Source organism: Nocardioides sp. SLBN-35 (assembly GCF_006715725.1).
Lineage (GTDB): Bacteria > Actinomycetota > Actinomycetes > Propionibacteriales > Nocardioidaceae > Nocardioides.
In genome coordinates, this window is record NZ_VFNU01000001.1 from 2,002,637 (window position 1) to 2,026,652 (window position 24,016).

Genomic DNA, 24,016 nt, shown 5'->3' on the forward strand with positions numbered 1-24,016 from the left:
GGGGAGGCTACGTCAGTGACGCTGCCAGGCGGTCGAGGTGCGCGGCGTCCAGTAGCGGCAGGTGTGGTGGACGGTGAAGCCCAGCGCCTCCCAGAACGCCCGTCCGCCGGGGTTGTCGGTCTCGACGTGCAGCCACGCGGTCATCGCGCCCTGTTCGGCAGCCCACCCGAGCAGCTCGCCGACCACGGCGGTGGCGAGCCCGCGCCGGCGGTGGGCCGGGTCGACCGTGACGGCGTGCAGGCCGACCCAGTCGCCGTCGACGGCGGCCTGCGCCTCGGCCACCGGGTCGCAGCCCGCGTCCACCGACCCGACCGCGCGGACGCCGTCGGCGGAGAGCGCGACCTCGTGCGTCGAGCGGGGCAGCGAGCGCCGCAGCCGGGCCACCGACGCGAGCAGGAAGTCCGACTCGCCGTAGGACAGCCGCTGCCAGCCCGCACCCGCCAACGCATCCTCGACCGCGGAGTCCGCCTCCACCTGCACGAGCGGGTCGCGGCCCCGGTCGGCGTAGAACGCCTCGACGGTGGCCAGTGCGTCGGGGACGGGGCGAGCGGGGTCGCCGATCGCCAGGCACGAGTTGGCGCGCTTGAGCAGGCGGCCCACGGGTGCGCGGTCCGAGCGCAGCTCCCAGTCGCCGAGCGGCTCGCGGTCGACGGTCGTCCACAGGCCGCCGGTGCGCGACTCGGCCTCGCGTACGCCGACCCGCAGCCGGGCTGCGGGGCGTGGCGGTACCGGCTTGCCGGACACGATGTCGGCGATCGCGATGGTCACCGCGGCGCCCGTCTCCGGCTGGACGACGCACACGCTGTCGGCCCAGGACAGGCAGGTGCCGAGCACGTCGGTGAACGCGGGCCCACCGCTCGGCCCGGTCTCGCCCCGCAGCAGCCGTCGTACGACGACCCGCTGGCCCACGACGTGCGGGCCGAGCAGGTGCCGGCCCGGTTCGTGTCCATTTTCCTGGGGTCCTGACGCGTCGGGCACGACGGGGATACTAGGCTGAGCCTCGACACGAAACACTTTCGTGTCGAGCATCCGCGCTCGTTGGTCTCAGGAGGAATCGATGACCTACGTCATCTCGCAGCCGTGCGTCGACGTCAAGGACCGTGCGTGCGTCGACGAGTGTCCCGTCGACTGCATCTACGAGGGCAAGCGGATGCTCTACATCCACCCGGACGAGTGCGTCGACTGTGGTGCCTGCGAGCCGGTCTGCCCGGTCGAGGCGATCTTCTACGAGGACGACGTCCCGGAGGAGTGGAAGGACTACTACGACGCCAACGTGAAGTTCTTCGACGACCTCGGCTCGCCCGGCGGTGCCGCCAAGATGGGTGAGATCGACAAGGACGCCGAGTTCATCGCCGCGCTCGAGCCGCAGAACCAGGATCACTGAGCCCGCCTTGGTGACGCTGGGTGCCGTCTCGGGCCGGCTGCCCGACTTCCCCTGGGACAAGCTGCCCCAGTACGCCGCGCAGGCGCGGGAGCACGACGACGGGATCGTCGACCTGTCGATCGGTACGCCGGTCGACCCGACGCCCGAGGTGGCCCGCGCCGCGCTGGCGCAAGCAGCCGACTCCCCGGGGTACCCCCTCACCATCGGCACGCCCGAGGTCCGCCGGTCGGTCGTCGACTGGCTCGCCGGCACCCACGGCGTCACCGGGCTGGGCCTCGACCAGGTCCTGCCGCTGATCGGCTCGAAGGAGTTCATCGCCTCGCTGCCGACGTACCTCGGGCTCGGGCCTGGCGACCTGATCGGCTACCCGGCGCTGGCCTACCCGACCTACGAGGTCGGCGCCGCGCTGGTCGGCGCGAAGGCCCTCGCCACCGACGCGCTCACCACCTTCGGCCCCGAGACGCCGAAGCTGCTGTGGGTCAACTCGCCCTCGAACCCGTCGGGCCGGGTGCTCCCGAAGGAGCACCTCAAGAAGGTCGTCGACTGGTGCCGCGAGCGCGGGGTGCTGCTCGTCTCCGACGAGTGCTACCTCGACTGCGTCTGGGAGGGCGAGGCCCTCTCGGTGCTGCACCCCGACATCTCGGGCGGATCGGCCGAGGGCATCCTCGTGGTCCACTCCCTGTCGAAGCGCTCCAACCTCGCCGGCTATCGCTGCGCCTTCGTCGCCGGCGACCGCGACGTGATCGCCGAGCTGCTGGCCGTCCGCAAGAACCTGGGCCTGATGATGCCCGCGCCGCAGCAGCACGCCATGGCCGCCGTCCTCGGCGACGAGGCACACGTCAAGGAGCAGCACGAGCGCTACCGCGCCCGTCGTACGACGCTGCGGGCGGCGCTCGAGGCCGCGGGCTACACGATCGACCACTCCGAGGCGTCGCTGTACCTGTGGACCACGAAGGGCCCCGACGGCCCCGACTGCTGGCAGATGGTCGCCGACCTCGCCGCCCAGGGCATCCTGGTCGCGCCGGGCGCGTTCTACGGTGCCGCCGGCTCCCACCACGTCCGGGTCGCGCTGACCGCGACGGACGAGCGGATCGCCGCCGCGGCCGCGCGCCTGACCCCCGCCTGAGGTCCCGGGTACACCTAGGCCGGGATCGTCGCCAGCACGCCGAGCATGTGGTTCATCACCGCGAGGTGCTCGGCGGCAGGGCTGAACATCACCAGCTCGGCGTCCTCCTCGACCCGGACCGTGTGCCCTGCCGGCCAGTGCACGACCTCGCCGGCGGTGCAGGTCTCGGTCGAGCCGTCGCCGTACGTCACGACGACGCGACCTCGCAGCAGGTAGCCCCAGTGAGCGGCGAAGCACAGGCCGTCGTCGAGCCCGGCGAGCAGCGGGGCGACGTCGACGCCGGCGGCGAGGTGGAGGTGCTCGGCGGCGAGCGGTCCGTGGGCGGTGCCGAAGTCGCCGAGGTGGCGGGCGGTGGCACCGAGGGCGTTCATCTTGACCGGCAGGTCGCGGGTGTTCACGTGCATGACGGGTTCCTTCCTCGGGAAGCGGTTCCACCCCTGAGGCGTGACAACCGGTGTCACAATGCGACATGGCCCCCGACGAGCTCGAGCGGCAGGCGCTCGAGCGGTACGCCGCGGGCGACCTCGAGGGTGCGCTCGCGGCCTGGGAGCAGCTGTACGACGACCACCTGGCTGCCGGCGATACCCTCCCCGCCGCCCGGGCCGGTGCTCTCGTGGCCCTCAACCTGCTCTGCGAGACCGGCCTGCTCGCGCCTGTGCGGGGCTGGGTCGCGCGCGTGCGCCGGCTGCTCGGCGACGCCGGACCGGGGCCGGTGCACGCACTGCTGGCGATCATCGGCGCCTACGAGCGGCTCCTGTCCGGCGACCCGGACGGTGCCCTGGCGCCGGCCCGTGAGGCGGTCGGCCTGGGGGAGGAGTTCGGCGTCGACCCGGCCCGCGGGCTCGGCCGGGTCGCGCTGGCCCGGCTCGCGATCCACCGTGGCGACATCGAGGAGGGGATCGACCAGCTCGACGAGCTGGCGGTCGACCTCGCCGCCGGCTCCTTCGACCCGCTCACCACCGGCAACGTCTACTGCGAGCTGATCTGTGCCGCGCTCTGGCTCGGCCGCCACGACCGGGCCCGGGAGTGGACCGACGTGATGGAGCGCTGGCGCCACGGCCCGGCGTTCGGCGCCACCCACGGCCGCTGCCGGGTGCACCGGGCGGAGCTGCTCCGGCTCTCCGGGCCGGCGGCCGCGGCCGAGGAGGAGGCGCTGGCCGCGTGCGTGGAGCTGCGCCCGTGGCTGCGCCGCGAGTACGGCTGGCCGCTCGTCGAGCTCGGCAACGTCCGGCTGCGGCGCGGGGACCTCGACGGCGCCGAGGCCGCCTTCCGCGAGGCCCACGATCACGCCTGGTCGCCGCAGCCCGGACTGGCTCTGCTGCGCCTGGCCCGCGGCGACGTCGCCGGTGCGGCGGCGATGGTCCGCGACGAGATCGCGCACCCGATGGACGTCCCGTGGAAGGAGCGGCCACCGTTCGGCGACCTGCGCCTGGTGCCGCTGCTCGCCGCGCAGGCCGAGATCGCGGTGGCGGCAGCCGATCCCGCTGCCGCCGAGCACGCCGCTGCCGAGCTGGAGCGGATCGTCGCCCGCTACCCGAGCGCCGGGCTGCGGGCCGAGGCCGCCCTGGCTCGGGCTCGGGCCTCCCTCATCGGCGCCGATCCCGCCGGCGCGGTCGGGCCGGCTCGCACCGCTGTCGTGGCGTGGGCGGACCTCGATGCGCCCTACGACGCCGCGTGCGCACGCCTGCTCCTCGCCCGGGCGCACCGAGCTGGTGGGGACGACGACCTGGCCCGCCTCGAGGAGGACGCGGCGGCGTCGGCCTTCGCCGCGTTCGGCGCCACGGTCCGCCCGGTCGAGGAGGCCGGGGCACTCACGCCCCGCACGGCCTCGCTGGTGCGCGAGGGCGACCGCTGGCGCCTCGGGTACGACGGCGCCGTGGCCTGGCTGCCCGACCTCAAGGGCGTGCGGCTGCTGGCCGTCCTGCTGGCCGGCCCCGGCCGGGAGTTCCCCGCACTCGACCTGGCCGGTGCGGGGGTGGTCGAGCCGGGGCTGCCGGTGCTGGACGAGGAGGCGCGGGCGTCGTACCGACGACGGCTGGGGGAGGTCGAGGAGGACCTGGCCGAGGCCGCGCGCGACCACGACGAGGCCCGCCGGCAGCTGGCCGAGCGGGACCGGGACTACCTGCTCGCCGAGCTCGCCGGCGCGGTCGGGCTCGGTGGCCGGGCGCGGGTCACCGGCGCGACGGCCGAGCGCGCGCGGACCAGCGTCACCCGGTCGCTGCGCTATGCCCTGGCGCGGGTCGCGCAGGTGCATCCCGAGCTCGGCGGCCACCTGCGCCGGGCCGTGCGGACCGGCACCTGCTGCAGCTACGTGCCGGACCCGGTGGTGCCACTGACCTGGGAGGTCGTCACCTGAACACGTCGATGTGCACGTGGTCGCGGTGCTCGAGCACCTTCCGGTCCCCGGAGGACGACGGCGGGTCGTAGTCGCGCCAGCCCTGCCGGCCCGCGGTCCAGATGCGGTCGTCGAAGATCACCGTGCGGATCCGGAGCCGGGCGGCGTTGGCGACCGACCAGTGCGCGATCGCCCAGCCCTTCACCTTGTTCGCCCTGCTGATGGGGCGCACGAACACGTCGACCGCGCGCCCGTCGTAGTGGGCCGAGCCCTCCATGTGGCCCGAGGACACCCCGTCCGGCTCGAACCCGCCGAGCTGCAGCCGCCCGAACTGGGTGAGCAGCTCCATGCGCACCGCCTCCGCGCGCGGTGTCAGGCCGCTCGCGACCAGCTCGGCGTCCGCCGTCGGCGCCCCGCCGGCGAGGTCGCAGCTGAACGTGGCGGGGGAGTGACCGGACAGCGCGGAGGCCAGCGCGCGCCCGTCGGCCTCGTGGTCGGCGTACGCGTCGGGGAACGCGGAGCGCTGCACCTCCTGGGCCGCGACCGTGATCTCCATCGTCTGGTAGCCCTCGACCTTCACCAGCGCGTCGTAGAACGCGTTGGTGGCGTAGACCGGGTCGAGGATCTGCTTGCGGGTACCCCAGCCCTGCGACGGGCGCTGCTGGAACAGGCCGAGCGAGTCCCGGTCGCCGTAGTCGATGTTCTGCAGCTTCGACTCCTGGTAGGCCGTCGCCAGCGCGATCGAGGTGGCCCGTGCCGGCAGTCCACGGCGGACGGCGACCGAGGCGATCAGCGCCGCGTTCTCGGCCTGCTCCCCGCTGATGTCGACGGTGTGGCCGGCGACGGTGACCGTGCAGTCACCGCTCGGGCCGCCGACCAGCTCGTCGGTGGCGCGGAGCACGGCGATGCCGATCGCCACCGCGGTCGCGAGGACCGTGATGGCGACGACGACGCCCCAGGCCCTGCGCTTCACGGGACCAGTGTGCGTGGGGTGTGGTGACGCGGCGGTACGACGAGCAGCAGGCTCAGTTGGCGTGCAGCGCGGCGTTCAGGGCGATGCCCTCGCCCTGCCACGGGACGGCCTCGATGGCGCCCGAGACCGAGTTGCGGCGGAACAGCACGTTGCTGGCGCCGGACAGGTCGGCGGCCTTCACGACGCGGGCGTCCCTGCCGGGCTCGAGCACGGTGACCTTGGTGCCGGCCGTCACGTAGCAGCCCGCCTCGACGACGCAGTCGTCGCCGAGTGAGATGCCGATGCCGGCGTTGGCGCCGAGCAGGCAGCGCTGCCCGACCGAGATGACCTGCTTGCCGCCGCCCGACAGCGTGCCCATGATCGAGGCGCCGCCGCCGATGTCGGAGCCGTCGCCCACGACGACGCCCGCCGAGATCCGGCCCTCGACCATCGACGTGCCGAGCGTGCCGGCGTTGAAGTTCACGAAGCCCTCGTGCATGACGGTCGTGCCCGCTGCGAGGTGCGCACCGAGGCGGACCCGGTCGGCGTCGGCGATCCGGACGCCGGCGGGGATGACGTAGTCGACCAGGCGCGGGAACTTGTCGACGCCGTACACGGTGACGTGCTGTCCCGCGGCCTGCAGCCGGGCGCGGGTGAGCTCGAAGCCCTCGACCGCGCACGGGCCGGCGGAGGTCCACACGACATTGGTCAGCAGCCCGAAGATGCCCTCGAGGCTCTGGCCGTGGGGCTCCACGAGGCAGTGGGAGAGCAGGTGCAGGCGCAGCCACACCTCGGCGGTGTCGGCCGGCGCGGCCGCCAGGTCGGCGATCTCGACCAGGTTGACCTTGCGAGTGACACCGCGCGCCTCGTCGGCACCCTCGAGCGCGACCAGCTCGGCGGGAGCCTGCGCGTCGGTGGGCCTCTCGCCCAGCGCGGGGGCGGGGAACCAGGTGTCGAGAACGGTCTGGTCGGCGGCGTAGGTCGTCAGGCCGAAGCCCCAAGCGGCAGTCACGTGAGGAGATTCTAGGCGTTGTGGGGAACCGTGGGCGCCCCGGCGTCGTCCCACGGACATGCCTCTCGGACCCCGCCTCCTGCTCGCGCCCCTGCTCCTCGCCGTCCTCCCGCTCGCCGCGTGCGGGCAGGACGATCCCGTCCGCCTCGAGGTGACCGTCCAGGACTGGACCGGGTGGTCGCGCGAGCAGCCGGACCCGGTCGTCGCGACCCACGAGCTCGCCGAGGGCGACACCTTCACCGTGGACGTGATCGGCGAGGACGAGCTGGTCGTCACCGTCGTCCAGGTCGACGACGGCGAGGTGGCGCTGGAGACCAGCGCGCCGATGGCGGCCGAGGACGAGGACGGCGGCTCCGACATCACCGATCCCCGTACCGAGTTCTCGCTCGACCGAGGTGGGTCCGTCGAGTTCGGCACGCCCACCCTGGACGGGGGTACGACGGTCACCGTCGCCGAGCGGTGACCTGAGGTTCAGCCCTCCGCCAGGATCGCCAGCTGCCTCCCCTGGGCGATCAACTGCCCCTGCTCGTCCCACAGCTCGACGTCCTCGTCGTGGTAGCCCGCGATGACGTGGCGGGTGACGACGTGCCCGAGCGCCCACACCGTCTCGGGGCGGCGGCGGTAGTGGACGGTCAGCTGGATCGTGGCCGAGGCGAGGTGCCCGATCTCGGCGGTCACCGGCGGGAACGCGTCGATCATCGCTCCGGCCAGCAGCGCGTCGACCGGCCGCTCGTCGACCGCGCGGATCCAGCACAGCGACTCGGTGACACCGGACGGCTCGCCGCGCAGCCAGCCGGCGACGACCGGGGCGCGGTAGCTGTAGCGGTCGAGGATCGGCACCATCCCGGCCGGGATCAGCTCGCCGGCGTCGGCGCAGTCCTCGGGCCGGGGTACGGCGGGCGCGGCGTGCGGGGTGTGCTCGACCGAGCCGGTCGCGTCCCAGTCGTGGGTGCTCACGACGGCGTGCGCGACCTCCTTGTCGCCCTGCACCAGTACGGCGTCGTACGTCGACACGCGGCGACCCTTGCGGACCTCGCGGACCCGGATGTCCGCCGGCCCGGACAGCGCGGGGCGGAAGTAGGTGATCGAGATGCTCAGCGCGTCCGGGTGGGCGGACTCCTGGAGCACGGCGTGCTGCAGCAGTGCCAGCACGTAGCCGCCGTTGGGTGTCTGGTTGGCGGTGTTCCAGTCGGCCGTGACGTGGACCCGGTGCACGCCGTCGCCGAGCGGCGTCGACGCCACGGCGTCGTCGAGGAGATGGCTCACCCGGCCATCCTCGCTCACGGGCCGGTGACGCCGTCGAGGCACTCCCGCAGCAGGTCGGCGTGCCCGCAGTGACGGGCGTACTCCTCCACCATGTGCACGAGGATGTCGCGCACCGGCGTGGTCGCGCCGTCGCTGTTGTAGACCACGACCCGCGCCATCACGTCGTCGTCCTGGGCGTCGAGCCACGCGTCGGCGCGCACCACCTGGCGGCGCCACTCGGCGAAGGCCTCGTCGACGCACTCCCGGGTGCCGACGGCGCCGTTGAAGTCGAGGTCGTGGTCCGAGGGGTCGGTGAACGGGCGCGGCTCGTCGAGGCCGGCCTGCAGGGCGCGCTGGAACCAGGCCTGCTCGACGTACGCCAGGTGCCGCACCAGTCCGAGCAGGCTCAACGTGCTCGGCGGCACCGAGCGGGTCGCGAGCTGCTCGGGAGTCAGCCCGGCGCAGGTGCGCTCGAGTGTGGCGCGGTACCGCGCCAGGTGGAGGCGGTACGACGCCAGCTCGCCGCTCACCGCGGCCTCACTCCCCGGTGACGCCGTCGATGCACTCGCGCAGCAGGTCGGCGTGCCCGCAGTGGCGGGCGTACTCCTCGACCATGTGCAGCAGGATGTCGCGGATGCTGGAGGTCTCGGTGCCCTGCCGGAAGGTCACGACCCGGCCCAGGCCCTCGTCGGTCAGCCGGTCCAGCCACTCGTCGGCGAGCGTCACCTGCTCGCGCCACGCCGCCCAGGCCTCGCTCACGGCCGCCTCGGTCGGCTCGACCACGGCGAACCCGGCGTCCCCGTCGTCGTACATCCGCTCGCCCTCGACCTCGACCAGCGCCCGCTGGAACCAGAAGTGCTCGACCCGGGCGAGGTGACGGACCATGCCGAGCAGGCTCATCGTGCTCGGCGGGACCGAGCGGGTCGCCAGCTGCTCGGGAGTCAGCCCGGCGCACTTGCGCTCGAGGGTCTCGCGGTAGTGGGTCAGGTAGTCGCGCAGGTTCGCCAGCTCGCCGGTCATGGACTCACCGTAGGCCCGGGCGCAATCCGGTTTCCCGTACGGCGCCCGGTCGCCGTACGCTTGGGGCACAGCGTTCGAGCCGTCATCAGCGGCGAGCTCCGGGAAGAAAGCCTGCACCAGCCGGTGGGGGTGAGTAGAACCCGGCGGGCAGGCCCGTCACAGCCGTGAACGAGCGGTCGTCCCGAGCAGTCGGCGGGCGGCAAGCGAGGTGGTACCGCGGCAGACGTCGTCCTCGTGTCAGACAGTGCTCGACCAAGAGCCAGACGACGCAGGAGACCGAAGCCCGATGACCTATCCGAAGGTCACCACCGACCCGACCGCCGGCCCGACGACCGAGCACCGTGCCGTCCCGAGCTCGCCGCGCTTCCCGCGGATCGAGGAGGGCGTGCTCGCCTACTGGGCCGAGGACGACACCTTCCGCGCGAGCGTCGAGCAGCGCGATCCCGGCGCCAACGGCGAGAACGAGTTCGTCTTCTACGACGGCCCGCCGTTCGCCAACGGCCTGCCGCACTACGGCCACCTGCTGACCGGCTACGTCAAGGACATCGTGCCGCGCTACCAGACGATGCGCGGCAAGCGTGTCGAGCGCCGCTTCGGCTGGGACACCCACGGCCTGCCCGCCGAGCTCGAGGCGATGCGCCAGGGCGGCATCAAGACCACCGACGAGATCGTCGAGATGGGCATCGACAAGTTCAACGACGCCTGCCGCGCGTCGGTGCTGAAGTACACCGGCGAGTGGCGCGACTACGTCACCCGCCAGGCGCGCTGGGTCGACTTCGACAACGACTACAAGACCATGAACCCCGAGTTCATGGAGTCGGTGCTGTGGGCCTTCAAGAGCCTGTTCGACAAGGGCCTGGTCTACGAGGGCTTCCGGGTGCTGCCCTACTGCTGGAACGACGAGACCCCACTGTCCAACCACGAGCTGCGGATGGACGACGACGTCTACCAGATGCGGCAGGACCCGGCGGTCACCGTCGGCTTCGAGGTCACCACGCCCGGCGACTTCCAGGGCGCCAAGCTGCTGATCTGGACCACGACCCCCTGGACCCTGCCCAGCAACCTCGCGGTGATGGTCGGCTCCGAGATCGACTACGTCGTCGTCGAGCACGACGGCGAGCGGTTCGTGCTGGCCGAGGCCCGGCTGTCGGCGTACGCCCGCGAGCTGGGCGACGAGCCCACCGTGACCTGGCGTGGCACCGGTGCCGACCTCCTCGGGCTCACCTACGCCCCGCCGTTCTCCTACTTCGCCGGTCACGAGAATGCGTTCCGCGTCGTGGCCGCTGACGAGGCCGTCACCACGACCGACGGCTCCGGGCTCGTCCACAGTGCCGGCGCGTTCGGTGAGGTCGACAAGGAGGTGACCGACCGCGAGGGCATCGAGGCGGTCATGCCGGTCGGCAAGGACGGCCGGTTCACCGCTCCCGTCACGGAGTACGCCGGGATGCTGGTCTTCGACGCCAACCCCCACATCATCGACGACCTCAAGGCGCGCACCGGCGCGGTCACGCCCGGCACCGTGCTGCTGCGCCGCGAGACCTACGACCACTCGTACCCGCACTGCTGGCGCTGCCGCGAGCCCCTGATCTACAAGGGTGTGAGCAGCTGGTTCGTCGAGGTCACCGCGTTCAAGAAGCGGATGGCCGAGCTCAACCAGGAGATCCGTTGGGTCCCCGAGCACATCAAGGACGGCCAGTTCGGCAAGTGGGTCGACAACGCCCGCGACTGGTCGATCACCCGCAACCGGTTCTGGGGCTCGCCCGTCCCGGTGTGGAAGTCGGACGACCCGGCGTACCCCCGCATCGACGTCTACGGCTCGTTCGAGGAGATCGAGCGCGACTTCGGGCGCCTCCCGCTCAACGCGCAGGGCCAGCCCGACCTGCACCGGCCGTGGATCGACGACCTGACCCGGCCCAACCCGGACGACCCGACCGGGCGGTCGACGATGCGCCGCGTCGCCGACGTGCTCGACGTGTGGTTCGACTCGGGCTCGATGTCGTTCGGGCAGGTGCACTACCCCTTCGAGAACAAGGAGTGGTTCGAGAACCACTTCCCGGCCGACTTCATCGTCGAGTACATCGGCCAGACCCGCGGCTGGTTCTACACGTTGCACATCCTGGCGACCGCGCTCTTCGACAAGCCGGCGTTCTCGTCGTGCATCAGCCACGGGATCGTGCTCGGCTCCGACGGCAACAAGATGTCCAAGTCGCTGCGCAACTACCCCGACGTCTCCGAGGTCTTCGACCGCGACGGCGCCGACGCGATGCGCTGGTTCCTGATGGCCTCGCCGATCCTGCGCGGCGGCAACCTGGTCGTCACCGAGCAGGGCATCCGTGACGCCGTGCGCCAGGTGATGATCCCGCTGTGGAACACCTGGTACTTCTTCGCGCTCTACGCCAACGCGGAGCAGTACGACGCCACGGGCTCGACAGGCAGCGAGGACCCGCTCGACCGCTACCTGCTCGCCAAGACCCGCCAGTTCGTCGAGAAGATCACCGTCGAGCTCGACGACTACGCGATCGCCGACGCCTGCGAGACCACCCGCTCGTTCCTCGACGTACTGACCAACTGGTACGTCCGCCGCTCCCGTGAGCGGTTCTGGGAGGGCAAGGCAGAGGCGTTCGAGACCCTCGCCGCCGTCCTCGACGTGGTCTGCCGGGCCGTGGCGCCGCTGCTGCCGCTGACCACCGAGGAGATCTGGCGCGGCCTGACCGGAGGCCGCTCGGTGCACCTGACCGACTGGCCCGACGTGTCGGCCCTGCCGGCCGACGACAGCCTCGTCGCGGCGATGGACGAGGTCCGCGAGGTCTGCTCGACGGCGTCCGCGCTGCGCAAGGCCGCCAAGCTGCGCAACCGGCTGCCGCTGTCCGGCCTGACCGTCGTCGTGGCCGACCCCGCCGCGCTGGAGCCGTTCACCGCGATCATCGCCGACGAGCTGAACCTGAGGTCGGTGCGCCTGGTCGCGGTCGACTCCGACGAGGCCGCCGGCTACGGCGTCGAGCAGAAGCTCAGCGTCAACGCCCGCGCGGCCGGCCCGCGCCTCGGCAAGGACGTCCAGCTCGCCATCAAGGGCTCGAAGTCCGGCGACTGGTCGCTCGATGCGTCCGGCGCCGTGGTCGCCGGCGGACTGGCCCTGGTCGAGGGCGAGTACACCCTCGAGACCGTCGCGGGCGACGCCGCCGAGGGCACGGCCACCGGCATGCTGCCCGGCGGTGGCTTCGTCGTCCTCGACACGGTCGTCACCCCCGAGCTCGCCGAGGAGGGCCTGGCCCGCGACCTCGTCCGAGCCGTCCAGCAGGCGCGTCGCGACGCCGACTTCCAGGTCACCGACCGGATCGAGCTCGTGGTCTCCGGCCCCGCGCCGGTGCTCGCCGCGGCCCGCGCCCACGAGGCGCTGATCGCTGGGGAGACCCTCGCGACGTCGTACACCGTGGCCGAGGAGGCGCCCGCCGGCGCCACCGAGGTCGTCGTCGGCGACGGCGAGAAGGCAGCGATCGCGGTCGCTCTCGACTGACTCCGACCCGGCGCGAAGTGTCCCTGGTTTACCGCCGACCCGGCCCGAAATGGTCCACGGGAGCCGCCGACCCGGCTCGAAGTGTCCCTGGTTTCCCGCCGACCCGGCGCGAAATGACCGGCAGTCGCGTCACTCGCGCCGGGTCAGCGAGCTCTGGGAGCCACTTCGCGCCGGGTCAGCGAGTTCTGGGCGCCACTTCGGGCCGGGTCGGCACGGGTGCAGCGTCCGTTGGCCTCGCGCCGCGGGGTCGCCGTGGCCCGGCTGCCGCGGATGGCGAAAGGGTCGCCGGTCCGGGTGGTCCTGCCGGCTGCGCGCGGCATGGCGCGCTCCGTGGTGCGTCCCTGAGCAGCCGTGACCCCAGGGCTGGTTGACTGTCACCCGTGCCCGCCCGACAGCTCGACCTGACCACCGATGTCGTCGCCCTGACCCGCCAGCTGGTCGACATCGAGTCGGTCAGCCGCGACGAGCAGGACATCGCCGACGCCGTCGAGGCCGCCCTGCGGGCGCTTCCGCACCTCACCGTGACCCGCCGCGGCCACACCGTGGTGGCGCGCACCGACCTCGGCCGTCCCAGCCGCGTGGTGATCGCCGGGCACCTCGACACGGTGCCCGTCAACGACAACCTCCCGAGCCGGTACGACGAGGCGGCGGGCGTCCTGCACGGCCTCGGCACCTGCGACATGAAGGGCGGCGACGCCGTCATCCTGAAGCTCGCCGCCACCGTGGCCGAGCCGGTCCACGACGTCACCTACGTGCTCTACGAGGCCGAGGAGATCGAGTCGGTGTACAACGGGCTGCGACTGCTGGGGGAGTCCGACCCCGACCTGCTCGAAGCCGACTTCGCGATCCTCATGGAGCCGTCCGACGCGGGCGTCGAGGCCGGCTGCCAGGGCACGTTGCGCGTCGAGGTCCGCACCCGCGGCGAGCGCGCGCACTCCGCACGCAGCTGGCGCGGTGTCAACGCGATCCACGGCGCGGCCGAGATCCTCACCCGGCTCACCGCCTACGAGGCCCGCAAGCCGGTCATCGACGGGCTGGAGTACCACGAGGGCCTCAACGCGGTGGGCATCGCCGGGGGCGTCGCGGGCAACGTGATCCCCGACGAGTGCGTGGTGACGGTCAACTTCCGCTTCGCCCCGGACCGTTCCGAGGCCGAGGCGCTTGCGTACGTCGAGGACTTCTTCGCCGGCTTCGAGATCACTCTCACCGACACCGCCCCCGGCGCCCTCCCTGGCCTGGAGCGGCCCGCCGCGAAGGCGTTCATCGAGGCCGTCGGCGGACAGGTCGCCCCGAAGTTCGGCTGGACCGACGTCGCCCGGTTCACCGTGCTCGGCGTGCCGGCGGTCAACTACGGCCCTGGCGACCCGATGCTGGCCCACAAGCAGGACGAGCACGTCGAGGTTGCCCAGATCGTGCGCTGCGAGCAGCAGCTGCGGCAGTGGCTCACCAAGCCCCAGGAGGAGCAGGCATGACCAGGCGCAGCGGACCCGGACCTCGCCCCAGCGCGGGCCGACCCGAGGGCTCGACCACCGACCAGCGGCTGCTCGACAGCACCGGCGACGCCGACTGGGTGCACACCGACCCCTGGCGGGTGCTGAAGATCCAGGCCGAGTTCGTCGAGGGCTTCAACGACCTCGCCGAGGTAGGTCCGGCGATCTCCGTGTTCGGCTCGGCCCGGATCCCGGCCACGCACCCGGCGTACGACATCGGGGTGCGGGTCGGCAGCGCGCTGGCGAAGGCCGGTTTCGCGGTCATCACCGGCGGTGGTCCGGGCGCGATGGAGGCCGCCAACAAGGGGGCCTCCGAGGCCGGCGGCGAGAGCATCGGTCTCGGCATCGAGCTGCCCTGGGAGGCCAAGCTCAACGACTACGTCGCGTTCGGGCTGAACTTCCGCTACTTCTTCGTGCGCAAGATGATGTTCGTGAAGTACAGCCAGGGCTACGTCGTGCTCCCCGGCGGACTCGGCACCCTCGACGAGCTGTTCGAGGCCATGACGCTCGCCCAGACCCTCAAGATCACCCAGTTCCCGATCGTCCTGATGGGCGTCGAGCACTGGCAGGGCCTGATGGACTGGATGCAGGGCTCGATGCTCGAGGACGCCCGCATCAAGCAGACCGACCTCGACATGCTCACCCTCACCGACGACGTCGACGAGGCCGTGGCGCTGATGGTCGCGGCCCGCGAGCAGCACGGCTGAGGCGCTGATGTCCCACCCGATGATGTGGGTGTTCGCCGTCCTCATCGTGCTCGCGATGGGCGGCGTCGCCCTGCTCGCCTCCGGCCGGGGCGAGCCGATGACGCCCGCGTACGACGACCGGCCCGACGCGCTCGTGCCCGCGGCCCGTCCCGTCCGGGCCGACGACCTGCGCCGAGTGCGCTTCTCGCTCGCGCTGCGCGGCTACCGGATGTCCGAGGTCGACGCTCTGCTCACCCGCCTGGCGCGCGAGATGGAGGGGGAGCGTCCGGCCGTCGTACCGGACAGCGCGCCGGCTCCGGCGACCCTGGTCCGCGTCGTCGCGGAGAAGTGGGCCGCCGATCACCCGGCCGGCAGCGACATCCTCGACTTCTCCGCCGAGAGCGTCGACCAGGTCGAGTCCTCGCTCGACCAGTGGGCGCGCCGCCCCGGGCACGGCGCGGCGGCCGACCAGGCCGACGTCTGGGCGGCCGGCGCCTACCTGGGCGAGGTCCTGGTCCGGTCCGTGGCCGGTGCCGCCTGGTCGACCCGCAGCGGGTCCGACGGCGTGCCGGTGGTGGCACTTCCGTCCGGTCGTGTCGAGGACCCGATCGGCCGCGCGATGGCGCGCTTCGACGGCGACGAGCGCGACAGCGTCATCGACTTCGTGGACGCCGTGCTGGCCGCTGACGCCTGACGACTCGCGTGCCTCGACTGCGCGGCTGGTGGGGCATGGGGAATAATGATCCTGCGCACAGTCGGTGGCACAGGGCTCCGGCGGCTCGCAGAGGTAGTGGAAGAGGGGTGCCGCATGGCGGCGATGAAGCCTCGGACCGGCGACGGTCCGCTCGAGGTCACCAAGGAGGGTCGGGGCATCGTGATGCGCGTCCCGCTCGAAGGTGGTGGCCGGCTCGTGGTCGAGCTCAACGCCGAGGAGGCTGCCGCGCTCGGCGACGCGCTCCAGAATGTCATCGGCTGACGCACGCCCGGTCCTGCCGGGTCAGGTCTCACCTCCCGAGTTCGCTGCGAGCGAGCTGCTCCCCGGCGCCATCAAGGGTGTCGACGTCGTCGCGCTCCCGGTGCTGCCGGGTGACGACGGGGGCGTGCTGCTCGGCCCGGGGGCCGCGGAGCTCGCCGACGAGCTCGGCCTGGACCTGGTCGGCATCGCCGAGGTCCACGGCCTGACCGGCGCGAGTGCCGAGGTCGCGGTCGTGCCCGTGCCGGACGGTACGCCGACCAACCCGGCCCTGCGCGTGGTCCTCCTCGTCGGCGTGGGTGCCGCGCGCCCGATCGACCTGCGCCGCGCCGGTGCCGCGATGGCCAAGGCCGCCCGCGATCGCGCCGCCGTCGTCACCTCGATCCCGGCCGTCGCCGAGGACACCTCGCCCGACGACCCGATCGCGCTCGAGGCGTTCGTGGCCGGCACCATGCTCGGCTCCTTCGTCTTCCACTGGCGCTCGACCGGCCCCGAGCACCACCCCGTACGACGGGTGGTGCTGTCCGCCGCCGGCACCGACCGCTCTGCTCTGGAGCGCGCGGTCGCCCTCGGTGGCGCCGGCTGGCGCTCCCGGCTGCTGGCGACCGTGCCGTCCAACCTGAAGAACCCGGCCTGGCTGGCCACCCAGGCCGAGGAGATCGCCGCGGCGAGCCGGCTCGACGTACGCATCTGGGACGAGGACGACCTCGCCCGCGACGGCTTCGGCGGCATCCTCGCCGTCGGCGCGGCCTCCGCGACGCCCCCGCGCCTGATCCGCCTCGACTACACCCCGGCCGGTGTCTCTGCCCGCGCCGCGAAGAAGCTTCCCGTCGTCGTCCTCGTCGGCAAGGGCATCACCTTCGACACCGGCGGCCTGTCCATCAAGCCCGCCGCCTCGATGGGCTCGATGAAGCGCGACATGACCGGCGGTGCCGTGGTCCTGGCGACGATGGCCGCGCTCGCCGACGTCGACTGCCCGGTCCGCGTCATCGGCCTGGTCGCAGCCGCCGAGAACGCCATCTCCGGCAGCGCGCTGCGCCCCGGCGACGTGATCACCCACCGCGGCGGGCGCACCACCGAGGTCGGCAACACCGACGCCGAGGGCCGACTGGTCCTCGGGGACGCCCTCGCGTACGCCGTCTCCGAGCTCGATCCCGCCGTCGTCGTCGACGTCGCCACGCTCACCGGTGCGGTCAAGGTCGCGCTCGGCCAGCAGGTCGGTGGCCTGTTCGCCAACGACGACGCCCTCGCCGCCGCGCTCGACGCGGCCGGCGCCCGGGCGGGGGAGCCGCTGTGGCGCTTCCCGCTCTACCGCGGCTACGAGGACAAGCTGGCCTCCAAGGTCGCCGACGCCGCGAACGACCCCGGCGGTCCCGGCGCCATCACGGCCGCGCTGTTCCTCCAGCCCTTCGTCGGCGACGTCCCGTGGGCGCACCTCGACATCGCCTCGGTCGGCGACGTGGAGAAGGAGTGGCACGAGTGGACCGTCGGTCCCTCGGGCTTCGGCTCCCGGCTGCTGCTGTCGTGGCTCGGTTCGGCGGACCCGGTGGCGGGGATCGTCAGGACACGATGACCTGCGGCTCCCCGGAGCCGGCAGCATGCCGGGCGCGCTGCTCGGCACGCCGGTCGACGAAGGCGGTCGCCTGCTGGTCGAGCGCCGCGAGGAAGGCGCCCAGCTCCTCGCGAGCCTGCTCACCGACGGGGCCGAGGCCGGTGCGGGAGAAGACGTCCCAGTGGCGCAGGACCGGCATGATCACCTCGTCGTGGTGCAGGCGCAGGTCGTAGATGCCCGCCTTGGCGATGATCATCGAGCTGCGGCGGAACCCGGCCATGGTCGCGCCGGGCATCTCGAAGCCGATCACCTCGTCGGCGATCGCGCGCATCGTCTCGTCCGGGGCGATCTCGAGCGCCGCCGCGACGATGTTGCGGTAGAAGATCATGTGCAGGTTCTCGTCCTTGGCGATCCGCGCGAGCAGGCCGTCCGCGATCGGGTCCCCCGTTGCCCTGCCCGTGTTGCGGTGCGAGACCCGGGTGGCGAGCTCCTGGAACGAGACGTAGACGACCGCCTCGAGCGCGGTCTTGTCGCCCGAGTCGTAGCCGGTGGTCATGTAGTCCATCCGCGCCCGCTCGAGCTCGACCGGGTCCACGCCGCGGGTCACGACGAGGTAGTCGCGCAGGGCGATGCCGTGCCGGTTCTCCTCTGCGGTCCACCGCCCGACCCAGGTGCCCCAGGCGCCGTCCCGGCCGAAGCGGGTGGCGATCTCGCGGTGGTACGACGGCAGGTTGTCCTCGGTCAGCAGGTTGGTGAACATCGCCGCCTTGGCGACCTCGGAGAGCTCGGACTGCTCGGGGGAGTAGTCCTCGCCGCCGAGCATCGCGAAGTCACGACCGCGGCTCCACGGGATGTAGTCGTGCGGGTGCCACTCCTGCGCGATCGCGAGGTGCCGGTCGAGGTTGGCCGCCACGACGGGCTCGAGCTGCTCGAGGAGGTGGTGGGGCGCGGTGGTCTCGGTGCTGGTCATGTCGCACTCGTTTCTCCCGGCCGGCTCGGGGGCCGAGGCTCACCCCCTTCCTACCACCCTCAGTCCGCCTCGGGGACCCACTCCTTCTTGGCGACCAGCAGCCCGTCGCCGACGGGCAGCAGCGCGGGGACCAGGCCGTCGGTCGCGGCGACCTGCTGCACGAGCTCGCGGATCGCGACCGTCTCGTCGTCGCGCTGGGCCGGGTCGGCGACCCGGTCGTGCCACAGCGCGTTGTCGAACGCGACCACGCCGCCGGGGCGGAGCAGGCGCAGCGCCTCGGACAGGTAGGCGCCGTACTCCCGCTTGTCGCCGTCGGCGAACACGATGTCGTAGTGGCCGTCGGTCAACCGGGGCAGTACGTCGAGCGCGGAGCCGGCGATGGTGCGGACCCGCTGCGGCGCGACGCCGGCCTCCTTGAAGGACTCCTTGGCCAGCCGCTGGTGCTCGGCCTCGACATCGACGGTCGTGAGCACGCCGTCGGGACGCATGCCGCGCAGCAGCCAGACGCCGGAGACGCCGGTGCCGGTGCCGATCTCGACCACGGCACGCGCCTCGAGGGCCGCGGCGAGGAAGCGCAGGGTCGCGCCGGTGCCGGAGCCGATCGGGGTCACTCCGACCTCCTCGGCACGCGTGCGCGCCGCGGTGAGGACGTCGTCCTCCCCGACGTAGGCGTCGGCGAAGGTCCAGCTGGCAGCGTTGATCGGTGTCGGGGCCACGGGCTCACCCTAATGTGGGGAGGGGCCGGGACCGTGGACCGTCGCCGGGAACACCCGCTCGACGCCGATCGTTGTGGCCAAATGACGGGGAGTTCACAGGGAACGCTCAGTTCCGACCCCTACGGTGAGAGGAGCCAGGCCACCCCTATGCAGTTGGCACTGATCCAGCGGAAGAAGGCCACGATGAAGGAGCCCGTCGATCCCCACCCCCAGCCCACCGGGCAGGGGCAGTCCGACCTGGACTGGGGGACGATCGTCGAGGAGCACTCCGACCGTGTCTACCGGCTCGCCCTGCGGCTGACCGGCAACCGTCACGACGCCGAGGACCTCACCCAGGAGGTCTTCGTGCGCGTCTTCCGCTCGCTGCACACCTACACCCCCGGCACGTTCGAGGGCTGGCTGCACCGGATCACCACCAACCTGTTCCTCGACCAGGCCCGCCGCAAGCAGCGGATCCGCTTCGACGCGCTGTCCGACGAGCGCGCGGCCCGGCTCGCGAGCGCCTCGCCGGCCCCGGACCTGGCGTACGCCGACCAGACCTTCGACGAGGACGTCGCCGCCGCGCTGGCCTCCCTGCCCCCGGACTTCCGCGCCGCTGTCGTGCTGTGCGACATCGAGGGACTCAGCTACGAGGAGATCGCCGAGATCCTCGGTGCCAAGCTCGGCACCGTGCGCTCGCGGATCCACCGCGGCCGCGCGCTGCTGCGCTCCGCGCTTGCGCACCGTGCCCCCGCGGCCGGCCGGACCCGGTACGCCGGACCCGCGCCGCTCGCCGTCGGCGGGGGAGTCGCGACGTGATCGGCCACCTCGGCAACCGGGTGAGCGCGCTCCTCGACGGGCAGCTCTCCGCTCGGGACACCGAGGAGGCGTGGGCCCACGTCTACGCCTGTCACGCGTGCCGCGACCTCGTCGAGCGGGAGGGCTGGGTCAAGACCCGGCTCGCCGGGCTGTGCGGCGGCGCCGAGCGCGGTGCCCCCTCCGACCTCAAGGGCTCCCTGCTCAGCATGCCGCCCGGTGACGCCCTCCTGGACGCCGAGCAGCACGCCCCGCACCGTCGTACGACGGGCGCGGTGATGATCGGCGGCAGCGCCGTCGGCGCCGCGATGCTCGGGGTGCTGGCGTTGGGCTTCGCACCCGGGTCCACCCCGCCCGCCGACCGCCGGCCCCCGGCCACGCAGATCGACACGGCCGTCCCCTCGACCGGAAGCGGGTCCGGGACGGGAACCGCCCGGACTCCGGTACGCAGTCCGTTCGTCCCCGTGCCGCTGCGCCGGATGCTGCCCTGACCGGTCTGCGTCCCTGCATGTCCCTGCATCGGTCCGGTGTGGGTCGATCGGACATGATGGTCCCGTGACCGACGCGCACGACCCCGACCACGAGCCCACCGAGCCGCTTGCGCCGCTCGACGTGCCGTCGTCCGAGACCACCCCGGAGCCCGCCGCCGAGCCGGCTCCCGAGCCCACGCACGCCCAGTGGGCACCGCCGTCGCCCAGCGTCGCCCCGCTGCCCGACGCGGCCCCCGAGCCGACCACCCCGCTGCCCGGCCTGGCCCCCTCCCTGCTGCCGCCCCCGCCGGCCCCGGACCTGACCGTGCGGATGCCCGTGCCGGGCGCCGAGCGCAGCGGCGGAAGGGTCGCCGGTTGGGTGATCCCGGTCGTGGCCGCGATCGCTCTCGTCGTCGGCCTCGGCGGGGGCCTGCTCGGTGCGCTCGCCTACGACAAGCTCTCCGACGACTCCCCGAGCGGTCCCGCCTTCTCCGGCGACGGCCTCGCGGGGGTCGACCTCGAGAAGGACCCGCCGCTGGCCGCGCCCGGCTCGGTCGCCGACGTCGCCCAGGCCGTGCTCCCCAGCACCGTCCAGATCATCGCCGAGTACGGCGGCGAGGCCGCCGGCGCGACCGGCTCCGGCTGGGTGATGGACGGCGACGGCCACATCGTCACCAACAACCACGTCGTCGCCGAGGCGGCCAAGGACAACGGCCCGATCGTCGTGGTCGACCACGACCGCAACCGCTACGACGCCGAGGTGGTCGGCCGCAGCCCGATCTACGACCTCGCCGTGCTGTACGTCAAGAAGCACGACAACCTCACGCCCGCCAAGCTCGGCTTCGCCGCCAAGCTGCAGGTCGGTGAGCCGGTCGTGGCGATCGGCTCGCCGCTGAGCCTTCCCGACACGGTCACCTCCGGCATCGTCAGCTATCTCCACCGGCCGGTCACCACCGGCTCCACCGCCGAGGACTCCTCCTGGATCGACGCGATCCAGACCGACGCCGCGATCAACCCGGGCAACTCCGGCGGCCCGCTGGTCAACCAGAAGGGCGAGGTGATCGGCGTCAACTCCGCCATCGCCACCGCCGGCGGCGGCTCCGTCGACTCCGAGGCCGGCAACATCGGCGTCGGCTTCGCGATCCCCGTCGAGCAGGTCCGGGTCACGGCCGACCAGATCCTCAAGACCGGCAAGGCGCAGTACCCCGTGATCGGCGCCAAGGTGAAGACCGGCGGCCCGCCGACCGGCGACGGCGCCGAGCTCGACGAGATCATCGCCGACAGCCCGGCCGAGAAGGCCGGCCTGCGCCGCGGCGACGTGATCACCCATGTCAACGGCAGCCGGGTCGCCGACGGCACCGCGCTGATCGTCGCGATCCGGACCTACCAGCCCGGTCAGACCGTCGAGTTCACCATCACCCGCGGCTCGAACGAGAAGAAGGTCGAGGTCACCCTCGACGGCGAGGTGGGATAGCGGAGGCTCAGTCGACCTCGGACTCCACGAAGGGGTGCTCGGCGACGTACTGCTCGGTGTGGCGGTACTGCTGGGCGATGTAGTCCTCGAGCCGGCTCGCCTCCACCCGCCACTGGCCGCGCCCGCCGATCTTGATCGCGGGCAGCTCGCCACGGCGCACCAGCGCGTACACCTGCGCGCTCGAGGTGTTGAGCACCTCGGCGACGTCGGCGAGCGTCAGGAAGCGCGGGCTGCCGGGCTGGCCGGGACGGTCGGGCATGGCCCCATCGTCGCATCCGGTCCCGACCTCCGCAGCCCGGGACACGGCGTACCTGTGGACGGCCAGGTGACGCCGGCCGGTTCGGCCTGCATGATGACCGGGTGACTCGGGATCTCGGGAGTTCCGTGGGCACGCCTGTCCCTCCGGCCGCGCAACGCGTGGCGCGGCCGGCCTGGCGTGATCCCCGGCTGTGGCTCGGCGTGCTGCTCGTGACCGGCTCGGTCGTCCTCGGAGCGCGGCTCCTGGCGGCAGCCGACGACTCCGTGACGGTGTGGGCGCTGTCGGGGGAGCGGGGTGCCGGCGCCCCGGTCGCCGCCGCCGACCTCGTCGTCCAACGGGTGCGCTTCGCCGACGACGCGACGCTGGAGCGCTACTTCACGGCCGACGAGCCGGTCCCCGACGACCTGGTCCTGGTCCGCGCGGTCGGCGAGGGCGAGCTGCTGGCCCGCTCGGCCGTCGGTGCGGCCGACGAGGAGGCCGTGCTGCGGGTGCCGCTCGAGGTCGACCCCAACCGCGTGCCGCCGGACGTCGCGGCCGGCTCCGTGGTCGACGTGTGGCTCACCGACGGCTCCGGCCCGGTGGCCGCACCCACGGCCGCGAAGGGCGCCGACGACAAGGCCGACGGGCCGGCGCTCAGCGGGGTCACGGTCGTCGCCGCGCCGTCGTACGACGACACCTTCGCCGTCACCGGCGCCCGTCAGCTCGTGGTCGCCGTCGACGACGACCGGGCGGCGGAGTTCGAGCTGCTCCTCAGCACCCTGCAGGACCCGGTGATCCGGATCCTGCAGCGTTCGTGAGGCCCGCATGGCCGGCGTGAGCGTCGTCCTGCTGGTCTCGACGGGCGCCGCCTGGGAGTCGCGGGCGCTGACCACGCTCAACGAGCACCCCGCCACCGTGCTGCTCAAGCGCTGCGTCGACGTGCCCGACCTGATGGCCGCCGCCCGCACCGGCCAGGCCGACGTCGCGGTGGTGGCCGCGGACCTGCCCGGGCTCGACCACGGCGTGGTCGACGACCTGCGCCAGCACGGCGTCCGGGTGGTCGGCGTGGCCTCCGACCTCGACCTCGCCCGACCCCGCGCCGCCCGGATCGGCGTGGTCACGGTGCTGGCCGCCGACCGGGTCGGCGAGCTGGCCGGTCTGGTCGTCGGTCTGCCGGCCGACCCGACCCACCCCGTGCCGGCGTACGACACAGCACCCGACACCGCACCCGACACCGCGTCCGACACCGCGTCCCGGCCCTCCGGCGGGCCTGCCGGCCGGGTGCTCGCCGTGTGGGGCGCCGGGGGAGCGCCGGGTCGCACCACCTTGGCGAGCGGTCTGGCCGGCGAGCTCGCCCGCCGTGGGCTGACCACGCTGCTGGTGGATGCCGACCCCCACGGCGGTGCCGTCGCCCAGCATCTGGGCGTCCTCGACGAGGTGTCCGGGCTCCTCTCGGCTGCGCGCCTGGTCGGCGCCGGCACCCTCGACGAGCGCTTCGTCACCGTGCAGCGCCGGCTCTCCGACCACCTGCGGGTGCTGACCGGGCTGCCGCGCCCCGACCGTTGGGCCGAGCTGCGGCCCGGCACGCTGACCGCGATCGTCGAGCGCGCCCGCCAGGACGGCCAGGTCGTCCTCGACACCGGCTTCAGCCTCGAGCCCGACGCCGGCGAGCCCACCGCCCGTCCCGAGCGCAACGGGCTGACCCGCGAGGCCGTCGAGGTCGCCGACGAGGTGGTCCTCGTCGGCTCCGCCGACCCGGTCGGCCTGGCCCGGCTGGCCCGCGCCCTCACCGAGCTCCACGAGCACGTCCCCGACCCGCGGGTGCGTGTCGTCGTCAACAGGATGCGTCCCACCCTGGGCTGGCGTGAGGCCGACGTGGTGACCATGCTCGCCGGCTTCGGCCCGCACCTCGACGTGCACTTCCTGCCCGACGACCAGGCCGCCGTCGACCGGGCGCTGGTCGCCGGCCGACTGCTCGTCGAGTCCGGAGAGTGCGCGCTGACCCGGGGCATCGCGCGGCTGCTCGACGCCATGGCGGGGCCGCCCGCGCGACTGGCATAGTGG

General features: G+C 73.0%; 25 protein-coding genes. 15 read left to right on the forward strand and 10 right to left on the reverse strand.

Features of this window, described 5'->3' with window-relative positions:
• Positions 1 to 12: 12 nt before the first annotated feature.
• Complete coding sequence (locus FBY23_RS09745) at positions 13 to 978, reverse strand: GNAT family N-acetyltransferase (RefSeq protein WP_160158204.1); 966 nt, start codon at positions 976 to 978, stop codon at positions 13 to 15.
• A 79-nt stretch (positions 979 to 1,057) separates the two neighbouring features.
• Between FBY23_RS09745 and fdxA the strand changes: the two genes are divergently transcribed.
• Together fdxA and dapC are read left to right on the forward strand one after the other, a co-directional pair.
• A complete protein-coding gene (gene fdxA, locus FBY23_RS09750; RefSeq protein ID WP_141797961.1) occupies positions 1,058 to 1,384 on the forward strand; it encodes a ferredoxin in 327 nt (108 codons plus the stop codon).
• Between the two features lie 10 nt (positions 1,385 to 1,394).
• The gene (dapC, locus tag FBY23_RS09755) at positions 1,395 to 2,510 is read left to right on the forward strand and encodes a succinyldiaminopimelate transaminase (protein WP_396954470.1); all 1,116 of its coding nucleotides are present in this window, start codon (positions 1,395 to 1,397) and stop codon (positions 2,508 to 2,510) included.
• Positions 2,511 to 2,524: 14 nt separating this feature from the next.
• Here the strand turns inward: dapC and FBY23_RS09760 are convergent, their stop codons facing one another.
• Complete coding sequence (locus FBY23_RS09760) at positions 2,525 to 2,914, reverse strand: cupin domain-containing protein (protein ID WP_141797962.1); 390 nt, start codon at positions 2,912 to 2,914, stop codon at positions 2,525 to 2,527.
• A 65-nt stretch (positions 2,915 to 2,979) separates the two neighbouring features.
• Here FBY23_RS09760 and FBY23_RS09765 point away from each other — a divergent pair, with 65 nt between their 5' ends.
• The gene (locus FBY23_RS09765) at positions 2,980 to 4,866 is read left to right on the forward strand and encodes a hypothetical protein (RefSeq protein ID WP_141797963.1); all 1,887 of its coding nucleotides are present in this window, start codon (positions 2,980 to 2,982) and stop codon (positions 4,864 to 4,866) included.
• Here FBY23_RS09765 and FBY23_RS09770 read toward each other — a convergent pair.
• Together FBY23_RS09770 and dapD are read right to left on the reverse strand one after the other, a co-directional pair.
• Entirely contained in the window at positions 4,859 to 5,818 is a 960-nt protein-coding gene (locus FBY23_RS09770) for a hypothetical protein (protein WP_141797964.1), read from the reverse strand. The two genes, FBY23_RS09765 and FBY23_RS09770, sit on opposite strands and share 8 nt — an antisense overlap.
• 52 nt (positions 5,819 to 5,870) lie before the next feature.
• Positions 5,871 to 6,809, reverse strand: a complete 939-nt coding sequence (gene dapD / locus FBY23_RS09775; RefSeq protein WP_260805873.1) for a 2,3,4,5-tetrahydropyridine-2,6-dicarboxylate N-succinyltransferase — start codon at positions 6,807 to 6,809, stop codon at positions 5,871 to 5,873.
• A gap of 58 nt (positions 6,810 to 6,867) precedes the next feature.
• On the opposite strand from dapD, the gene FBY23_RS09780 reads away from it, so the two are divergent.
• Positions 6,868 to 7,272 carry a hypothetical protein gene (locus FBY23_RS09780; RefSeq protein WP_141797966.1) on the forward strand — a complete coding sequence of 135 codons (405 nt, stop codon included), beginning with the start codon at positions 6,868 to 6,870 and terminating at the stop codon, positions 7,270 to 7,272.
• An 8-nt stretch (positions 7,273 to 7,280) separates the two neighbouring features.
• On the opposite strand, the gene FBY23_RS09785 is transcribed toward FBY23_RS09780, so the two are convergent.
• Genes FBY23_RS09785 through FBY23_RS09795 form a run of 3 tightly spaced genes read right to left on the reverse strand, consistent with a single transcriptional unit; the run spans position 7,281 to position 9,074 of the window.
• Positions 7,281 to 8,075: an acyl-CoA thioesterase II gene (locus FBY23_RS09785; RefSeq protein ID WP_160158205.1), complete on the reverse strand. Its 795-nt coding sequence runs from the start codon at positions 8,073 to 8,075 to the stop codon at positions 7,281 to 7,283.
• A gap of 14 nt (positions 8,076 to 8,089) precedes the next feature.
• A complete protein-coding gene (locus FBY23_RS09790) occupies positions 8,090 to 8,584 on the reverse strand; it encodes a DinB family protein (RefSeq protein WP_141797968.1) in 495 nt (164 codons plus the stop codon).
• 7 nt (positions 8,585 to 8,591) lie between these two features.
• Positions 8,592 to 9,074, reverse strand: coding sequence for a DinB family protein (locus FBY23_RS09795; RefSeq protein WP_141797969.1), 483 nt, complete (start codon positions 9,072 to 9,074; stop codon positions 8,592 to 8,594).
• A 286-nt stretch (positions 9,075 to 9,360) separates the two neighbouring features.
• Here FBY23_RS09795 and ileS point away from each other — a divergent pair, with 286 nt between their 5' ends.
• The 6 genes from ileS (at position 9,361) to FBY23_RS09825 (ending at position 17,310) form a co-directional block, all read left to right on the forward strand.
• A complete protein-coding gene (ileS, locus tag FBY23_RS09800) occupies positions 9,361 to 12,588 on the forward strand; it encodes an isoleucine--tRNA ligase (RefSeq protein WP_141797970.1) in 3,228 nt (1,075 codons plus the stop codon).
• A gap of 380 nt (positions 12,589 to 12,968) precedes the next feature.
• The gene (dapE, locus tag FBY23_RS09805; protein ID WP_222117779.1) at positions 12,969 to 14,060 is read left to right on the forward strand and encodes a succinyl-diaminopimelate desuccinylase; all 1,092 of its coding nucleotides are present in this window, start codon (positions 12,969 to 12,971) and stop codon (positions 14,058 to 14,060) included.
• Positions 14,057 to 14,785, forward strand: a complete 729-nt coding sequence (locus FBY23_RS09810) for a TIGR00730 family Rossman fold protein (RefSeq protein ID WP_141797972.1) — start codon at positions 14,057 to 14,059, stop codon at positions 14,783 to 14,785. The genes dapE and FBY23_RS09810 overlap by 4 nt, the downstream gene beginning before the upstream one ends.
• 7 nt (positions 14,786 to 14,792) lie before the next feature.
• A complete protein-coding gene (locus FBY23_RS26320) occupies positions 14,793 to 15,458 on the forward strand; it encodes a DivIVA domain-containing protein (RefSeq protein WP_222117780.1) in 666 nt (221 codons plus the stop codon).
• A 114-nt stretch (positions 15,459 to 15,572) separates the two neighbouring features.
• Complete coding sequence (locus tag FBY23_RS09820; protein ID WP_141797973.1) at positions 15,573 to 15,740, forward strand: DUF3117 domain-containing protein; 168 nt, start codon at positions 15,573 to 15,575, stop codon at positions 15,738 to 15,740.
• A complete protein-coding gene (locus FBY23_RS09825; RefSeq protein ID WP_141797974.1) occupies positions 15,727 to 17,310 on the forward strand; it encodes a M17 family metallopeptidase in 1,584 nt (527 codons plus the stop codon). Before FBY23_RS09820 ends, FBY23_RS09825 begins: the two co-directional genes overlap by 14 nt.
• Here FBY23_RS09825 and FBY23_RS09830 read toward each other — a convergent pair.
• Positions 17,297 to 18,259, reverse strand: a complete 963-nt coding sequence (locus tag FBY23_RS09830) for an acyl-ACP desaturase (protein WP_141797975.1) — start codon at positions 18,257 to 18,259, stop codon at positions 17,297 to 17,299. The two genes, FBY23_RS09825 and FBY23_RS09830, sit on opposite strands and share 14 nt — an antisense overlap.
• A gap of 59 nt (positions 18,260 to 18,318) precedes the next feature.
• Positions 18,319 to 18,975: an O-methyltransferase gene (locus FBY23_RS09835; RefSeq protein ID WP_260805874.1), complete on the reverse strand. Its 657-nt coding sequence runs from the start codon at positions 18,973 to 18,975 to the stop codon at positions 18,319 to 18,321.
• 183 nt (positions 18,976 to 19,158) lie between these two features.
• Between FBY23_RS09835 and sigE the strand changes: the two genes are divergently transcribed.
• The 3 genes from sigE (at position 19,159) to FBY23_RS09850 (ending at position 21,714) form a co-directional block, all read left to right on the forward strand.
• Positions 19,159 to 19,773, forward strand: a complete 615-nt coding sequence (sigE, locus tag FBY23_RS09840; protein ID WP_222117781.1) for an RNA polymerase sigma factor SigE — start codon at positions 19,159 to 19,161, stop codon at positions 19,771 to 19,773.
• A complete protein-coding gene (locus FBY23_RS09845) occupies positions 19,770 to 20,261 on the forward strand; it encodes a hypothetical protein (protein ID WP_141797977.1) in 492 nt (163 codons plus the stop codon). Before sigE ends, FBY23_RS09845 begins: the two co-directional genes overlap by 4 nt.
• Positions 20,262 to 20,325: 64 nt before the next feature.
• A complete protein-coding gene (locus tag FBY23_RS09850; RefSeq protein ID WP_141797978.1) occupies positions 20,326 to 21,714 on the forward strand; it encodes a S1C family serine protease in 1,389 nt (462 codons plus the stop codon).
• Positions 21,715 to 21,721: 7 nt separating this feature from the next.
• Here FBY23_RS09850 and FBY23_RS09855 read toward each other — a convergent pair whose 3' ends face one another.
• Positions 21,722 to 21,973: a helix-turn-helix domain-containing protein gene (locus tag FBY23_RS09855; RefSeq protein WP_141797979.1), complete on the reverse strand. Its 252-nt coding sequence runs from the start codon at positions 21,971 to 21,973 to the stop codon at positions 21,722 to 21,724.
• 125 nt (positions 21,974 to 22,098) lie between these two features.
• On the opposite strand from FBY23_RS09855, the gene FBY23_RS09860 reads away from it, so the two are divergent.
• Together FBY23_RS09860 and FBY23_RS09865 are read left to right on the forward strand one after the other, a co-directional pair.
• On the forward strand, positions 22,099 to 22,770 hold the full coding sequence (locus FBY23_RS09860; protein ID WP_141797980.1) for a hypothetical protein: 672 nt from the start codon (positions 22,099 to 22,101) through the stop codon (positions 22,768 to 22,770).
• Between the two features lie 16 nt (positions 22,771 to 22,786).
• Positions 22,787 to 24,013: a hypothetical protein gene (locus FBY23_RS09865; protein ID WP_141797981.1), complete on the forward strand. Its 1,227-nt coding sequence runs from the start codon at positions 22,787 to 22,789 to the stop codon at positions 24,011 to 24,013.
• The last annotated feature ends 3 nt before the right edge of the window (positions 24,014 to 24,016 follow it).

Bases quoted from the DNA above. Each gene is read 5' to 3' on its own strand.
- FBY23_RS26320 (WP_222117780.1), top strand. From the start codon at position 14,793: ATGTCCCACCCGATGATGTGGGTGTTCGCCGTCCTCATCGTGCTCGCG.
- FBY23_RS09830 (WP_141797975.1), bottom strand. From the start codon at position 18,259: ATGACCAGCACCGAGACCACCGCGCCCCACCACCTCCTCGAGCAGCTC.
- FBY23_RS09780 (WP_141797966.1), top strand. From the start codon at position 6,868: ATGCCTCTCGGACCCCGCCTCCTGCTCGCGCCCCTGCTCCTCGCCGTC.
- FBY23_RS09765 (WP_141797963.1), top strand. From the start codon at position 2,980: ATGGCCCCCGACGAGCTCGAGCGGCAGGCGCTCGAGCGGTACGCCGCG.
- FBY23_RS09820 (WP_141797973.1), top strand. From the start codon at position 15,573: ATGGCGGCGATGAAGCCTCGGACCGGCGACGGTCCGCTCGAGGTCACC.
- FBY23_RS09825 (WP_141797974.1), top strand. From the start codon at position 15,727: ATGTCATCGGCTGACGCACGCCCGGTCCTGCCGGGTCAGGTCTCACCT.
- fdxA (WP_141797961.1), top strand. From the start codon at position 1,058: ATGACCTACGTCATCTCGCAGCCGTGCGTCGACGTCAAGGACCGTGCG.
- FBY23_RS09760 (WP_141797962.1), bottom strand. From the start codon at position 2,914: ATGCACGTGAACACCCGCGACCTGCCGGTCAAGATGAACGCCCTCGGT.
- FBY23_RS09810 (WP_141797972.1), top strand. From the start codon at position 14,057: ATGACCAGGCGCAGCGGACCCGGACCTCGCCCCAGCGCGGGCCGACCC.
- FBY23_RS09795 (WP_141797969.1), bottom strand. From the start codon at position 9,074: ATGACCGGCGAGCTGGCGAACCTGCGCGACTACCTGACCCACTACCGC.
- FBY23_RS09855 (WP_141797979.1), bottom strand. From the start codon at position 21,973: ATGCCCGACCGTCCCGGCCAGCCCGGCAGCCCGCGCTTCCTGACGCTC.
- sigE (WP_222117781.1), top strand. From the start codon at position 19,159: ATGAAGGAGCCCGTCGATCCCCACCCCCAGCCCACCGGGCAGGGGCAG.
- ileS (WP_141797970.1), top strand. From the start codon at position 9,361: ATGACCTATCCGAAGGTCACCACCGACCCGACCGCCGGCCCGACGACC.